Raw genomic sequence first — 17955 nt, forward strand, 5'->3', positions numbered from 1 at the left:
AAGATGTAAGCGATAACATCATCCTTGGTTACACGAAATATGGAATTGAGTTGCTGACGTCTGATAATATTCAGATGCACAGGAACATTATTTATTCGCATACAACGAAAAATAAAGCAATCAATATCTATACATCGAATAACAGCATAGCTCCGCCAACGGTTGCTACTGCAGACCTGGTAGATATCAATACATTTAAAATAACAGGTAAAGCAGCATCAAATACACAGGTTGAAGTATACCGTTCTGCAAAAGATACATTGCATGCTGTTGCTTATATTGATAAGGTATCAGCAAACAGTTCAGGTGATTGGGAACTGATGGTGCCTAGAGAATACTTCTCATATGCAAACCGTAACAGCTTTGCCGCACAGACACACGATGGACTGCGGTCTTCAGAGCTGAGTGTGCCATTGACACCACTACCGGCGCTATGTCAGCTGCAGAACAATACAAACATTTCGGTGATCGATCCGCAGTATACTCCTTGTCCTGGGCCTGAGTTCAATATTGATCCCGATCTGGATGAAGACCTTACTTTCTCTTGGAAGGCGCCGGTTTGGCCGGATTCAATAATGACTAAAAAGATCTCATTAAAAGATACGACCATGGATCTTACACTACACGCATTTGATACATTGGGCTGTAAGCTTGAGCGCGTAACGGATGTAATATTCAAAGCCAAACCAATTGATCCGAACTTTATTGTGAGCAGCAATGTGTATGCCGGTGATACAATTGTATTGGTGGATATCTCTATGCCTGCGCCGACTTCTTATACATGGTATAGCTCGCCGGGCGTAACAGTATTGAGACAGAGCGCTACCGTGAAGGATACAATTATCGGAGATGATGGCAAAATCTATCCGAAAGGAACGCGCTTCATACAGTTCATTCTGCCGGATTCAGGATCTTACTTCATCCGCCAGACCTCTCTGCGTGACGGCTGCTTTATTGATCAGAAGAAAGATCTGGAAGCACAACCGAAAGATCCGAATATTAAAAACCCATATATGGTTGCTTCAACGGTTGAAACAATGTATGCATATCCAAACCCAAGCACCCAGGGGCAGGATGTATATATCAGTATCGTTGCTGCTTCGAAAGATGAAATGACGCTGAAACTGGTTACCGAAGCTGGTTCGGAAGTTGGTTCAACCACTATTTCAGGCAAGCTGAACTATGACCTGAAATTACTGGGCACGGATAGCGGAAGCAATCAGTTATTTGCAAATACCCTTTCTCCGGGTATCTACATTATTAAGCTGATTACCGCCAAAGACAATGAAATATCATTCAAAATAGTAATTCAATAATTGCATAGCAGAAGCACGGCCGGCGTTCAGGGCAAGAAATACCGGCTGTGCAGCTGCATCGCTTTATGAGGATAATATATATACATTCTTTCGCCCCAGGGTTTAAATGCCAAAAGGCAACTTATTCAGTACAATGAAAAAATTTATCAGTATTTGCTTTATACTTTTTACTGTTGTCGTGCAGGCGCAGCAATTAGATCAAATCGGTATAAAGAAAGGCATTAAGGTAACGGGAGGCGTTTCTTTAGCCAACAATTTTTATACGGTATCAGGAATGCCAAACAGGTTGAATCCTTATTCCTATGTATTGGCAGGGAATGTAAACATCAACCTTTATGGCGTTTCGGTTCCTTTGTCTTTTTCATATTCAAACCAGAATTTTTCATACAGACAGCCTTTTAATATTGTAGGTGCAAGCCCCACCTATAAAAGATTCACGGCACATATTGGTTACCGCAATCTTACTTTTTCACCCTATACATTGAATGGCCACAACTTTTTAGGTGGAGGCCTTGAATATAAAGGAGAGAAATTTTCAGTCATGGCTATGTCAGGCCGCTTCCTGAAAGCTGTTCAGTATGATAGCAATAATGTCAATACACTTCCGTCATACAAAAGATTAGGTGGGGGTATAAAATTAACCTATCGGAATAAAGGCGATGAAATATCACTTTCAAATTTTTATGCGCGCGATATGATCAGCTCCATTGATTCCGTTCCGGCAAAGCTGGGATTAACACCTCAGGAGAACGTAGTATGGGGAATCTCTGCCAAGAAGGCACTGGGTTCTAAATTTTCTTTAGGAATTGATTACGGTCGTTCGGCATGGACAAAAGACATTACCGCCCAGGATGCGCCGAAGCAATCAAAGGGTCCTTTGTCTTCATTGTTTTATTTAAACTGGAACCAAAGTACAGTTGTATACAATGCGATTAAATTGAACGGAACATATAAGTTCAAATTATTCTCCCTAGGAGCAGGATACGAGCGTATAGATCCGGAATACAGAACACTTGGCGCTTACTACTTCAATAACGACTTAGAGAACATAACCGTAAACGCAGCCACAGCATTATTGCAGAATAAAATTACTGTGTCGGCAAACGCGGGCTTACAACGCGACGATTTGAACAATGCAAAATCATCTAAGATGAAACGTATTGTTGGTTCGGCAAACGTAGGCCTTAATCCTACAAAACGTCTGAATGTGAATTTATCTTATTCAAACTTCTACAGTTACGTAAATATTAAACCGATTGAATTGCAGTACTTACCGAATGCACAATTTGACACATTGAATTATACACAGATTTCTCAAACGATCAATGGTTCCATTGCTTACAAACTTCTTGAAAGCGATAATGTTTCAAAGTCTATCCGCTTATCTACTTCGCAGATGAGCTCAAGCAACAAGCAGTCTACAGCTGACACAAAAAAGAACACCATGCTGAATGCAGCATTGGCCTATAACCAGGCATGGAAAAAATCAGGAATCAATTTTGGTGTAAGCCTGAATGCCAACCAATCAAAATTTTTGACATCGAATACAATGTACGTAGGATTGGGTATTAATGGCGGTATGCCGATCATCAAGAAAAAAGTACGCACTACGCTTGGTTTAAACGGCAATCAGAATTATGAAAACGGAAGCATTGTAGCTTATCTTTTTTCAGCGACAAACAGCTATTCATACCGTTTGGGTAAACACCAGGTATTTAATGCAAGTCTGCGCTACACCGGCAGAACAAAAATATCCGAATCAATTACAGGAAGATATAATACAAACTTTAATGAGTTCATGGGTTCGCTGTCGTACAGCTACAACTTCTAATTCATTGTAATATTATTAAAACAGTTTAAATGAATACGCCACTTTCATTCATCAACAATAAAATACGTATGAAAATACTATTTTTAATTCTTACAGGCTTATTATTGGTCGGTGCCCCATTGCAGCAGGCATTCGCACAGCAGCAATACCCTGTACAGATTCAGCCTACAGTATCTTTCCCTTCAACTTTTTTAAATGATTATGCGGATCCGGAGAATACCAATGTCCGTGTTTATCTGGCAGATCTTACGAAAGTAAATTATAAAATCAACATCCGTGTAAAAATTGAAGGAACAGGGAACAATGTTGTTTATGAAAGCATCAATGGTATTAACATTACCTTAGATGGTGGTCAGGTTTATTTTTTAAGTGATCAGGATCTTGCGTTATTATTCGCAACGACAAATCTTACGACGAATGCTGCTGCTCAAACCGGCTTTGCAAACAGTCTTCCGGAAGGTGTTTACAACATGTCATTCGAAGCATTTGATGCGAACCTGTTGCCGGTGAAAATACCTGTTTCAAACAGCAGGACAGACTTTACTCTTTTTAACGTAGTGCGTTATGATCCGCCAATGCTGAATGCTCCAAACAATGCAGAAGCATTTGACATGCAAACCATCAACCAGAATATATTTTTCACATGGACACCCAGACATGTTGTTTATTCACCTAAGCAGCAGGTGAAGTACCGCTTTAGCTTAATTAAAGTAATACCGGTTGATCGTAATCCGTATGATGCGATGAAAGCTGCCGTGCCAACCAGCACCGGTAATATTGTAGTATCTGATCTCGATTTCCCTACATTCATTTATTCGCCTGCGGATCTGCCGCTGGAAGAAGGCTGTGTATATGCATGGCAGGTGCAGGCCTATGAAGTGGTAAACGGTATACAAAAAGCAACCAGCAGATTCAAGAACGAAGGATATTCAGAAGTCTTCACGTTCTCCGTTAAAGAAAATTGTGAACCGGTTACCATCAATCCGGTATCTGTAAGCGGCAACCAGGTTACTTTGTCCTGGTTTGGTTCAACGATTTCAACGTACAGTGAATACGAAGTAAACTACCGTCAGGCTATGACCAGCCTGCCATGGACACCGGTGCTTACCAGCCAGACAAGCATTACACTTGACAATACCGTTCTGCAGTCTGATGTAACATATGAATTCACTGTAAAGGCACGTTGCAAAAACTGGCAGTCGCCGGTATATGGCGGTACATTTAAGATTGAGCCGGCAACCTGCGTTGCCCCAAGGCCTATTACCGTTGATACAAAGAGCGGCAGCCCTGTGCTAACCTGGATAGATAATGCCGGTATTGACAGCATTCGTTTATACTACAGGGAAAAAAGTTCCACGGCACCATTTACACGCGTACTGATTGCCGGGGGAACACAAACCTACACCCTGCCGCCGTTAAGCCAGGATGGCTACATTGTTGAACTTGATGCCGTGTGCGGTACTGAAACAGCTGCCGGTATTAAAGATACATTCAATTATAACGATAACGGACCGATAGGCCCGTGTCCTATTCCTATGCCTTTTCAGTTTTCAGCACAGCGTGTTGTTGGCGATACTGCCATGCTGGGCTGGCAGCAGGTTCCGGGCAATACAGGCTACAGCATTACATACTGGCATAAAGACTCTGCTGCTGTAACGCATACGATCAATAATTTACTTACGCCTTCCACCAAAGCGAATTTACTTTTCGACAATCAATTGTATGCTTATAAAGTAACCTTCATGTGCGGTACAAAAACCACCACTACGCCGGTTGGTATGTTCCGTATTGATGGTACCATCAATTCAGTACCGCTGGATCCTAAAACAGCTGACTGTTTCCCGCCGGTAGATCTGCAGGGTCAGGCGCGTTCAACCACATCAGCGTTTGTTGAATGGAACAAAATTGATGGAGCAGATGAGTATCAGTTATTTTATGGAGTAAAAGGAACAAAACCGTTTAAGCCATTTACAACAACCGCAACCAGCACCACCTTAAAAAACCTGGAAGACTCCAAGCAGTACCAGTTTGTTGTACGCGTGCGCTGCGGCGGTTTATATAGTATCTTCTCCGATACCGCATTGGTAGATCTGGGCCAGACAATAGACAGCAAGAACTGTGATACTGTTGCTTTTGTGGCGGCAATTAAAAAAACAACAACCAACATTCTGCTTGCCTGGAAATACAATGCAAACTATTCCGGTTACATCATTACCTACAGAGAGTCAGCGCAGCCACCGTCAAGTGTCTATACACAGGCCTTTACAAACATCGATACACTTGTACAGAATCATTTGTATGGAGATTCTGTAAAGTATACGTTTCAAAACCTGAAGGCAGGTACGGAATATCTGTTTACCATACAGGCAGTATGTGGTGCCGGCAAGGCCTTTATCAATGCACCGTTGAAAGTATCTACCATGCCGGATGCGAAGAGCAGCGGAACCTGCGGTAGTGCAAATGCCTGTGATAAAACAGATAAAACCCCGCTGACTGCATTGAATGTTGGCGACAAATTTCATTGTGCCGATTATGAAGTAACAGTAGATAAAATTGATAATCCAAGTTCTTCAACAGGAATGTATACCGGGAACGGTCATATGAATATGCCGATCGCTGGGGTAGGTGATTTTGTTACGATGAACATCAGCTTCAGCAATATCAAAATCAATACCGACCCGAACCGTTGTGTGGTTGAAGGGATCATTAACATTGACAGTATCAATGCAGGTTTGCTGCCGACAGATCTAAGGAAACAGATCGGTGGTTACATGGATCAGGTAACAGATGCTATTGACCAGGCAAACAACCTTCTAACGCAGGCGAGTGATGGCTTGAATCAGGCGCAGAATGCCGTGCAGCAGGCAACCGATTATTTCCAGGGTGGTGAAAATACCGGTAGTGTAGTTACGGGTGAATTAGGTGAAACAAAAGTAACAGGTACTGTTCCTACTTCAACAACAAGCGCCACTGTTTCGGGAAATAGTGTTACACTGCCTCCTTGTCCGGCGGTTACAGTAGCGTCTTTCCCGGTCCTGCTGAAGGATGATGCCGGTAATGTGTTCCAGGTATCTTCAACAGGCGCAGTGGTGCATGTAGGTACATACGATAATACCTATGCCGTGAGTGCTCCGGTAACAGTAGATCCTGGTACGCAACAGGTAGTGTTTGAAGAAAACACAACAGCCAAGTATGATTTTGATATGTGGAAACCTGAATACAAAGGCGTGCTGCAGATCGAGCGTGAATATGAAAAGATAAGTAGTGATTATTATGTGCCGTCAAAATGCATTACACCAGGTGAACTGGATGTGGTAAATGCCAAGCTGAGTGGTACAGGAGCAGATCCAGCCAAAGTAGTTTTCGCCAATGGAAAAGGCTTTGTATATAAGGTAACGCCAGGTAACACAGTTACAATAAATCTTGCCGGCGGTCCGGCTGCGGATGCGCAGGAGATCTATGCCTGGTATGTTGACGGTTCTACAAAAACAGCCATTGGTAAATTGCTTGTGCCGAGTTATGGCCGACAAACAAAGAACGTAGTGATCATACCGGTTGATCTGGTAAAAAATACCAGACAAACGATTAGTACAACTGTCTATGAAAACTTCCTGAATAAAACCTACGGCAGGCTTGGTATTACCTATCATGTAACGGTAGATGATGCCTTCCGTGGAAATACATCGTGGGATGCGGATGGCAACAACTCAGTACAGGTAAAAGGCTCACCGATTTTGAGCAACGACTATCAGGGCGAGGAAAAAGCCATGATCGAAGCCTATGTAGCTTTGAAAGGGGGAGCTTCAGCACTTGATCCGAACACGGCATATTTTTTAGCACCGTATGAAGTTTCGCAGATCGAATCAAATCTGCTTGGTAAAATGCCGGCCGAAGAACAGTTTGGATTTTTGTATACAGCGTCAACCACACCAGATGGTATTGCCCGCACCATTGCCCATGAATTAGGCCACGGTGCATACCACCTGGAGCACATCTTCAACTCCGCATACCTGGGTCCGGGTAAAAATGATGCCATTAAAAACGGTTCTTTGAACTTGATGAGTTATTACAATAATCCGAAAGCGAACGAGCTCTGGAAATTTCAGTGGGATATTGTAAATGCGCCAGGCCATGTATGGGGCATATTGCAGAAGGATAAAGATGTGAAGAATATGGTTCTTCACGATTATATACCTGAAACATTATGGAACACAAACAAGACGTGTTCATTTATAACTCCGGACGGATCACAAATCACATTACCTAATACCGTTTATAATACAACGTATATGTTTGGTATACCTGGTTTTTATTCCGATAATATGACTTTGGTTACTGGAACATTGATGAGTTTCTATTTACCTATTGATGATAAAAGTGGTCAGAGATATAGAGCTTATATTGATAGTGACGATAAATTTCAAGGGTATTATAAAGCAGATGTTAAAGGAGTTCTTTCTAATGAAAAGCTTGACACTAAGCTTTTAGCTGATGGGTATGAGAATAGTGTTATCATGTTATATCCTTTATCAACCGGTTGGTATATGGAAAGGCTTGAAACAGCAAGTCTTGCTTCATATAAAGACGGACCTGCAGGAAAAGATATTATTTATGAAAGAATTTCCCCAGTCATAGTAAATAAAAATACTACTAAGAAAGCTTCGTATCATTGGAATTTTACAACCAATAACACGGGTGAGGGACAAACCAGTTTACATGTTGATTATGTAGACATGCTGAAAGCTCATGAAACAGGCCCGGAATTTTTAGCTGTAGTGAAGATTCTTCAGCTTAAAATAATGTATCCAGCCCTTTTCCAAAATTTTTGTGCTGATTTCGATGATTGGAGTGATTCCGGCCCAATAGTAGGTTCAACGTTTGAAGCTTGGGATAAGCAAGTGGAAGAAACACCAACTTTGTATACTAAATGGAAAAATGATCCTGAAGCATTTTATCTGGAAATGATAGATGAATTTTATGCCTATTTATTGGATCAGAATTCTCAAAAATTCAGCAATTTTTATAAATCATTTATACAGGACGAAACAGGTTTTAATCAGGGATTATTACTATCAGCATTACCACTTTTCAGTAATGACGAAATAGAATCTCTTGATATAACCGATAGAATTAAAGCGATAGGTTTGTTGGCTGCTAATGCACCTAGTACGAATGGTCCTCTCGAAGAGCAAATTATTAGATTAATAAGATATACTCCTTCAACTGATTGTAATGACTTGCTGACGAAAATGCAGGAATACAATCCAATCATTGAAGCCAATAAAACTAAATTCCCTGAGCGGAATATTTCCAGCAGAGTTCTCGTTTATCAGCTTATAGGAGGATTTTCTACAAATGGAATACCATTTAATGATGATGGCAATTACGGAGATTTAATAAGCGCATTTATAAATGTCTGCAATCGTAGCCAGACATTTTATGATGCGGCAATGGCTAAAGATGCTGACTTGGCAAATTTTGAAAAAAATGCTGTTGTTTATCGATACAGTTCTATTTGGGTAGTAGCCCGGAATGCATTATTTCTGGATGCTGCAACGGTGTTGAATTTTGATCCGATGAATTACGACACGGATATTACTCTAATAACTCAAAAAACAACTCCACAGACGATTGATTTAAATGTTAAGCAGGAAAACTGTATAGGAGGTTTTTCAAATTGCACAGATGATGATTTAGGTACGTTTAATATATTTGAACCTGTCTGGGTTAAAAGCGATGGATCTTTATCAATTTTATCGAGTGTTATTGGCCAACAGGGAGCGTGGTTGCCAGCATTTGTTTTAAAGTATGCGGATGATAAAGGAAATGATCAGACTACTTCAGATGTTGTTAATGCCGCGATAGATGCAGCTGGCTTATTTACAGGTGTGGCTGAATTAAGAGCAGGCGTTAGGGGATTGGAAATGGCAATGGCTCTTTCAGATGTTTTAGTAAGCTCGGTTGGTTTAGTAGATAATGCTACTAATGGACAGATTTCGCAAAATTTCCCAACCTTCAAAGCATGTGCCGATGCTATGGATTTGTTATCAGGAGCAATAGGCTTAAGCCAGGCCCTTAAAAACGGGTTAAGTAAGTCCAAGTCTAATCTGGCTGATACATATCCGATAACAAAAGATTTAACGAGCAATACTCCAGCACAAATTACTCAGTACACCGATAATTACTTAAATAGTGTGGATGCGGCAGCATCGGAAACTATGAACTGGAGTTCACTTCCTCCTGATGTAAGGACAAAGCATATAACATTCACGGAATATATCGCAGTTCAGGCACAAATTGCAAATAATACAACGATGGCCAATCGTGCAAAAGCAATTTTGGTTAAAATGAAAAATTCTTTTTCTGCGTTATATACGAAGTATAAAAAAATTGATCTTACTCTTGGTACGACAGGGGATCTTGTAAATGCCTCTGGTGTTAAAGTTGCTAAGATTGATAATACGGTTTTAAAGCTTGAGTCTAATGTGGACTTATCAACGGTTACTGCAACGGATGTTAATTCTGTAACAGTAGATGTAACAAGCATTGAAGTGGGTGGTACAACGCTTGATGTAACAAATCCCAAACTTGTAAAAACGGGCACTGGCTATACATGTATTGGAGACGGCTCTTATTGTTTTGTAGCAGGAACTCCTGTTTTAACAGCAGCGGGTGAGTATGTTCCAATCGAAAAAATTACTTCCGGCAATATTGTAAGTTCATACGATCATAAGCTTAAAGCAAATGTTGCAAACCGTGTAACAAACACATTCAGCAAGACAGCTAATAGGTTGGTTAAACTTATCATTGGCGGTACACTACTTTGGGCAACTGCAGACCACCCTTTATATGCGAATGATAAATATACCCAGGCAAAAGAATTACATGTTGGAGATAGTATTCTTTCTTATGATGGCAAAAAGCAGGTAGTTGAATCAATAAACATTGTAGATACCATTGCCTCGGTTTATAATTTTGAAGTCGCAGATTATCATAATTATTTTGCTGGTAAAAATGCATTGTTAGTTCATAACCTTTGTTCGTTTTTAACGACAAAGGGTAAAATCACTTTAGCATCAGATTGGACGAATTTTCAAGCCAATTTAATTTCTTCTAAAATCCCTGCAGCAGAACGTTTGTCCATGTATAATAAACTGGCAACATTAAGTGCACCAGATTTAAATGCATGGGTTAAAAATTTTAATGATCCCAAAGTTTTGGCTGAATTAAATAGAATATATGCAGATCCAAATAAATTAAAAGATTATCCAACTTTATTTACAGACATAACTGCGGATCCAGCCAAAATGTCAATGTTTAAAGATGTTTTAAATGATCCGGTTGAAGTATATGTATATTTGAACCAGGGATTGTATAGCTCAAATATTAACACATGGCTGAACGGTAAAATGTGGACCTATGTTAATTCAGGGAAGACATTTGAAAATACTGTTGGTGGGTTGCTTGATATTTCTGAGGCTGGAATGATCAGTAAGCTTGAAGCTGCCTTTGGTTATTCTGCCGGCAGTGGCAAATTCGCAGGGTTTACTTCAGTTAGCCAGTTGCAAATTAATGTTGGAAATACGTATTTTGTCGCTGATAGGGCACTGATTAAAAATTTAGGTGGTGGAAAGTTTGATGTTTATATATTCGAAATGAAAATTACACCAACGACTGGTTTAACTGTAAATCAAACAGATTTTATAACAGCCTATAATTCCGGAACGAAATCCTTTACAACAAGAAGTACGAATAAGGGAACTACTATTCCTGCAGGTTCTACAATAAATGTATTAGGCGCAAAACGTATTAATGGCCCAATTGATAATTATACTATAACTACATATCAATAACCATGAAAAAAACGGAAGCATACAAAGGTGTAGTGAGTCGATTGAATCAAGCATTTGATGAAAGAGGCTTTGAACAAAAAGGCAATAAGTATTCAGCGTTTTTCAAAAAAACACCGTATGGATATCAACGTTTTTTTATAGAAGTATTGGATTATAATCCTTTACAAAAGATAGAATTCGGGGGTGCTGTTAGTCATAATTCTATTGAAACAATTATTGAACATGTCTGCACTAAGTTTAATTTAAATTACTTCGCAGGAACAAAAGATACAATAGTCTGGAGTTACCCTTATTCTTTAGGGAATTCCGTAAATAAATGTTCTGTTAAAGAAGAAAAGGATTTTGATAAATGTATTGATTTTATAAAAAATCACCTTGATAAATATGTGTTTCAATTTTATGATCAATTCAGTGATTTAAACAAAATTGATAAAGTAATAAACGGCGTTGATTTCTGGAAAACCGATTGGCAAATGCCATATGGTCTTGCCGGCTTATTTGAATTTAAACGTACCATTATTGCTTATCTTTGTTCTAATCCCAGGTTAGATGAGATTAAGGAACATCATATAAAAACATTAAATACGGTACCCGACTGTGAGCAGTTGCTATTGGCATATGATTACTTATTTGTATACCTGCAAGATGTTAAACCATTAATTGTTTCTGCTCATGAGTAGTGTATTGCGTGCTTTACGTGTATTTGCAGAAAACCCGTTATTACTGATAGTAATGATAGCCTTAGGTATTATTTTTTATTTTGTATTTTTTAGAAGAAGAGAATAATATCATTAAGCTGAACAAAATTATCAGGTTCATTATGAGTTTTAATATTGCAGGGATTGTTATAAATAAAAATTATTCAGCTAATATAGATGAATGTATTGGAGCTTTAAATTTAAATATATCTTTTTCAGAGGAAATAGCATTTGAGCAAGCAATGGAAAGCTGGAAAGATGAGAACATATATGATTTTTATTTTTCTGAGCAGGGAACATTGGTTCTATGTAATATAGAACAATGTAGTAATCCCGTGTCAATAACTAACCAACAAGTGCTGACTTTTGTTATTTCCGAGACAACAATGACTTTTATGCTACATCTTTCAGATAATAAAAAATTGTTGCGTTCAATTATGCAGGGTAATAATATCCGGTTTAAAGACGTAGGAAATATACTTAAAGGAGAAGAATCATTGAGTGATATATCTGAAATAATCTGGAATCAGATCGCAGTAATTTTAGGTAAAAAGTTTTGGGATATCGGGCCTGGTGAAACTTGTTACAGATACGAATAGATAAATATTTTCTTTGTCTGTCGTATCACGTCGCGGTTGGACTTTCAGCCTAACCTCATGCATTCTAACTCCCTGAATGCAATTTTAATTTTAGTAAGATCTTAATCTTCTGACTTTTCCAATCTTTTTCTCACCCAGAAGAACCTGGCTATTTTGCTTCGGCCTCAAAATCCGAGGTAAAAATTTTTCAGCACGTAATTTTCTCAGATTTGTGTTTATTAATAAAATTTCTTCTTTCAGCATAAGATTTGGAATCTTCCATCAAAAACTCCCTCAAATGGATTTTCGAGAATTTTTTCGATACAAAATAGCCATTTTACGGTTTTCTATCCCAAATTTATATTTATAACTAATTTTAAATAAAATATTTAAATATTATATAAGTACAGTTTCTAGTAAAATATATTTTAAGAGTTTGATCTGCCCTTCCAGAAACGATCGGGAGTGAGAAATGCATTTTAACCGGTGTGTTTTTTGAAAACGAGGAGATATCCTTCCAGCCCGAATCAGGGTATGGTTAGATCTAATTTTTGATCATTCCCAAAAACTCGATGATCTGTTTAAAAATCAGTTATATAGGCAACTTATTCGCGCTTTTCCGGCTAGAGTTTTTTCGGATAAAATTACTTGGCGCTGCTTTAGATCAATTTTTTTAAAACACCATTTTTAAGGATTTTGGGCTATAAAAATCATTTTTTACGGTTTCTAATTTTATATTACTGTTCATAACTTATTTTAAATAAATTGATTAAAAATTTATAAATACTGTTTCTGATAAAATAAATTCTGAACATTTTACAGGTTTTAAATCAGCTATTTTTTATCCAGCCCAATATGTTAAGTCTTGACCAGGCAATAACTTTATTTGTTTGATGAGTTAGAAAAATTGAATTGGCCAAAATAGCCTTTGGGCAATGGATAAGAATCAAGTTAACGGGGAATTCAGTTTTCAGAAAGTCAAAGAAAATTTCAAAGAAGAATCTAAAAGATGCACAGAAGTTTTTATCAAAAAGATATCCTGGATGATAAAAATACTTTTAAGTCGTGGTATTAAAGCAAAATGTGAAGTGGTATTAAAACAGCTTTGAAAAATTATTTGGAGGTTCTATTTAATATAAATATCTATTAATTAAGTGGTAACAAAGAATTCAAAAAAAATATCCAAAATGGCTTGATTTACCAAGTTACTTTTGAAAGCTTGAAACGTATTTATTAAAATAAAGTTGTGCTTTGCAATAAATAAATTTGCATTATTATAATAATTTATATAAATAAAATCAGTTCGCTAATTTTATGATTTACCTGTTTAAAACGTATAAAAAAGACTCGGAAAAGTTTGCGCATCTGGTCCCGGCTTTATGCTCCATTTTTTTAGCGTTCATTTTATTCATTTCAATCAATAACCACATAAAAGCCCAAACCTGGCCAACAGATACAATTCATGTTACTATTAATACCGGAAATCCCGTGTTCCCGTTTCCTCAATTTTTAGAATATAACTCAGGTAAGTCTCTGGCAGCCAATAATGCTGTAGGTGTAACACACGCCGACATGGAAAAAGCCATGCGCGAAGCCTACCAGATTATGATGCACCGGGCCCTTTACGTCCCGGGAAAGTCATTGGGTGGTACACAATACATTCAATTCAATAACAATACCGTTCCTCAAAACTATGGAACCTTTGTTTCTGAGGGAGACGGTTATGCGTTGCTGGCGGCAGCATATTTTGCTGATAAAAAGACCTTTGATGGTTTATGGATGTGGATACATGACAACAGGTTAAGCGCGGTTAAGAAATATATTGATTGTACCCCACTTAGACCGGCGTATACCTATGGCGCTGGTTTTGCCGGCTGGGAATGTACAGATGCGGATGGGGTTGGTTCAACCAATATCAACTCGGCTGCTGACGGCGACGTGGATATAGCGATGGCCTTGCTGATTGCCAGCAAACAATGGCCAGCCGGCATGGGTATCAACGATGCCTGCGGAAATCCGATCAGTTACAAAGCCGAAGCCCTGAAAATGATTAAGGTAATGGTCGATACGCTCTACTATACGACAAGTCCGTTTGGCGCACAGGCTGGTGTTAAAGGATATCTCTCTGGTATTGTTGGTATTGACGGATATATTAAAAGTGGGAATACCTGGGGAGAGGTTACAAACTGGCGTTATTCAGCTGCTAATACCATTTATCCATGGGCTAAAAATAAACCGGATCCGATTCAGGTAAACAGTAAATATGTAGATTATAATGCACCGGCATACTTTAATGAGTTTGCCGATTTCCTGGCTGCCAATGGAGGGACTGCCTGGGAAATCAGTCAGTACAGACGATGTGCGGCATCTGCTGATTGGATTATCGGTCAGATGTATGCCAAAGGATACATCGCAAGTGCAGGTGACCATACGATCAGTGACGATGGCTCAACGATTACCTTTGGTTCATTTGCTGCCGGCGAAGATTTCCGTTTGGCATGGCGTACAATCCTGGACTATGTATGGCATGGCAATCCTACTGTTACCTGGAATCCGGTTACGCACCAGACCACGGCTACCGGAAATACCTTCGAATACGATATGGCATTACGTCATAAGGAATTTTTGAAATTTCCCAATACTATTCCTAGTACCAGCGCCAATGCATTCTGCAGCAAACTCGGTGCATCTCCGGATCCCGGTCAGCCCAATTGGAAAGGCGTTGCACAGATTAAACAGCAATATGCACCAAACGGATCTGTGCTTGCTAATTACGGTGTGAACTGGATGGCCGGCACAGGAACTCCTGCCGCAGTAGCTTCCGGTGATCTTGACCTGACAGCTGAATTATACAGACAATGCGAATTGAGCTGGGACGACCAGAGTGGCTCTGCAAAAGTGACTCCTCCAGATGCCAGATACATAAACAGTACTCCTAAATATTTCCATGGCTGGTTCAGAACGCTGGGTATGCTTACTGCATCCGGCAACCTGCATGCACCTGAAGACATGGTGGCCGCAGCAAACATGAAAGTATACATGGATGTCGACAAAACATTCGCTTATGAAGGAGATATTGTAAACTATGAAGTGAGCTACCGTAATTATGGATCAGTAACGGCGACGGGTGTAAATGTTGTTACCATCGTTGATCCGAATTACACCATCGTATCGGCAAGTAACGGCGGGGTAATTTCAGGAAGTACAATCACCTGGGCGATCGGATCAGTGCCGGGTTTCAAAACAAACGGACTGGCAGCCACACAAGGTAAAATGACATTTGTTGTAAAAGTAAAACCGCTTACGGCTGCAACAATAGTTTGTCTTACAAGCACGATAACATCTACGAATGCTCCTACCTGGATAAGCAATGAATATCCGAATAACGCAACATATACCATGGAGCGTAACTGCGTGGATTTATTGAAGGATCGTGTTCTGGCAATTACAAAAACCACCGATAGATCGGTAATGAATCCGGGCGATATTGTAAACTTCACGCTGAATTTTGAAAACAAAACAGGTTCTAATTTATGGCTGAACGGCGGTAGAGACCGGGTAATTCTTTCATATGCAAATTATCACGCTACTGGTGGAACAAGCTTTTACCAGTTTTACAGAATCTGGCATTCAGCACAAGAGGCATATATTGATTTAGGAAACTATCGTGTATCCTACTTTATGAATGATGCGGCTGCCATCGGAAAATACAATGCTACGACAAATCCTACAGGCTGGGATACCTATGTAGATAACCAGAATGACCTGGATAAATACGGATATAATCCGTTGACACTGCCTGTAAATCAGCAGTTGAATTTTACTTACCAGCGTATTCCCTGGGGCACAGATGCAAACGGTGCATGGAACCAACGTGTGATCACGCAGTTTGCGCACGTTCTGTCAGCGCCTTCCACACACATCTTCGATAAACTGGACAGCGAATATTTAATTCATAAAGGTGTTGTTGGCCCGGGCTTTACCCGTACGCGTTTTGAATCCAAACCATCTTCAGATCTTGGGCCGCGTATTGCAGACGACTGGTCGTACGATCCATCTGCTGCAAGTGGCAACTTGGACGGGCAAGGTTATTACTTTTTCCCGGTTACACCGGCGTACACCAACTTTAACAGCGTACCAAAGTTTGCACCTGTTGCTGTGACCAACTATAGTAAAGATGCCTGCGGCGGACCGGTGCAGAATTTCGCAAAAGTATTGTTTGAAGAATTTGATGGCTATACCTGGAGACGTATTGCAGGTAACGGGCCGCTACCGGGACGGGAAACATACAATGTCGTTGTAACGGATTCTATTCCGATTGAATTGGCATGGAGCGCCTTTACTGATGACAATGCTGTTGGTATTACAGCAACCTATACACCATTAACAGGGAATCCGAAATTTTCGGGTTATGTAAAATGGACGATACCTGTCATGCTTACAGGTGAGAAGGGAGATCTTTCTTATAAGACAATTGCAAAATCACCATGCGCGGAAAAAACATTCATCAACGCAGGCTGGATCTGGTCAGATGTGGATTCCCCGGATTCTTCCGCTGTAAATCTGAAATTAACCTGTAACCCGGTACCTCCTACGCCACCGATAGAAACATCGCTGGTGAAAACAGCGAACAAAACAAATGTTGTTGTAGGCGATGTTGTTACCTATACATTAACGTTTACAAATAAAGACGGATCAACGGCATCATGGGCTGGGTCCGGCACAGCGCTTACGGACTGGCAAACCTTAGGTACAGGTGTTACTATGCCTAAATTGACTACAGCAACAATTTCGCTGGATCAGAATGGTGGTAACAATGCACCGGGTGCGAATGGATATTCTTTTGGTCCGAAGAAAGCACATGGTGTAAACGGTTGGGTCGAAGCAACCATTGCGGCAACGAACTCAAGTAAATTATCTTTCATCTACCGCTATCAGTCAGGTACACCAGGACTTTCAGACTTTCAGGGTCTGAGGCTTGAAGTTACACCAAACAACGGTGGTAATAATAATATTGCATTTACACTATACCAGAATGCTACTGCGATTGCCACACTTACCGGCCTGGCGTTCCCGGGCAGCGCCAGTGCGATAAAGATCCGTACACAACTGCTGGATGACAAATTATACATCTGGGTAAATGACTTCACTGGTGCACCATTAAAAATTATTTCAGGTATTACACAGCTGGGCGCTGGTTTTGCCGGTATTTATGGTAATGGTTCTCAGCAGGCTTTGTCTGCTTATACGGCACATTTTGATTCTGCTTTTGATCTCGTACTGACAGATCCTGTACCGAGCCAGCTCAATAATGTTACGAATATTTCGAACACAGGTGTATTAACAGCTTCTACAGTTACCTGGCCAACCGTGCCTGGTCCTATCCTGGCCAATGCAGTTATTGTGAGAACATTTGATGCAACGGTTAATACCTGCACGGATTTCATCACGAATATCGGTAAAGCATCGGTGTATGGTGTGACCAATATTCAATCTCAATATGTTGTCACCTGTGGATCAGTTACTCCATGTACACCGCCAACGACAGTAACAGCAACAGTAAGCAAAACGGATATCTGTCTGGGTGCAGCGCTAAGCATCTCAGGCACGGCATCACCTGCAAATACAAACTACTACTACACCTGGTTCAAGGATGGTGTTGCCATTACGACACCAAGT

General features: G+C 40.0%; 6 protein-coding genes. All 6 read left to right on the forward strand.

Annotated elements, in window-relative coordinates; all coding sequences use genetic code 11:
• A partial coding sequence (locus ACTHJT_RS06795) for a T9SS type A sorting domain-containing protein (RefSeq protein ID WP_440237247.1) occupies positions 1-1316 on the forward strand: 1316 nt, incomplete at its 5' end.
• A 133-nt stretch (positions 1317-1449) separates the two neighbouring features.
• On the forward strand, positions 1450-3147 hold the full coding sequence (locus ACTHJT_RS06800) for a hypothetical protein (RefSeq protein WP_440237248.1): 1698 nt from the start codon (positions 1450-1452) through the stop codon (positions 3145-3147).
• 68 nt (positions 3148-3215) lie between these two features.
• Positions 3216-11000, forward strand: a complete 7785-nt coding sequence (locus ACTHJT_RS06805; protein ID WP_440237249.1) for a fibronectin type III domain-containing protein — start codon at positions 3216-3218, stop codon at positions 10998-11000.
• A gap of 2 nt (positions 11001-11002) precedes the next feature.
• Complete coding sequence (locus tag ACTHJT_RS06810) at positions 11003-11680, forward strand: hypothetical protein (RefSeq protein WP_440237250.1); 678 nt, start codon at positions 11003-11005, stop codon at positions 11678-11680.
• A gap of 140 nt (positions 11681-11820) precedes the next feature.
• Positions 11821-12297 carry a hypothetical protein gene (locus ACTHJT_RS06815; RefSeq protein ID WP_440237251.1) on the forward strand — a complete coding sequence of 159 codons (477 nt, stop codon included), beginning with the start codon at positions 11821-11823 and terminating at the stop codon, positions 12295-12297.
• 1293 nt (positions 12298-13590) lie between these two features.
• The coding region (locus tag ACTHJT_RS06820; protein ID WP_440237252.1) for a glycosyl hydrolase family 8 at positions 13591-17955 on the forward strand (4365 nt) is incomplete at its 3' end.

The sequence above is a fragment of the Cytophaga sp. genome, from assembly GCF_051961495.1.
GTDB lineage: Bacteria > Bacteroidota > Bacteroidia > Cytophagales > Cytophagaceae > Cytophaga.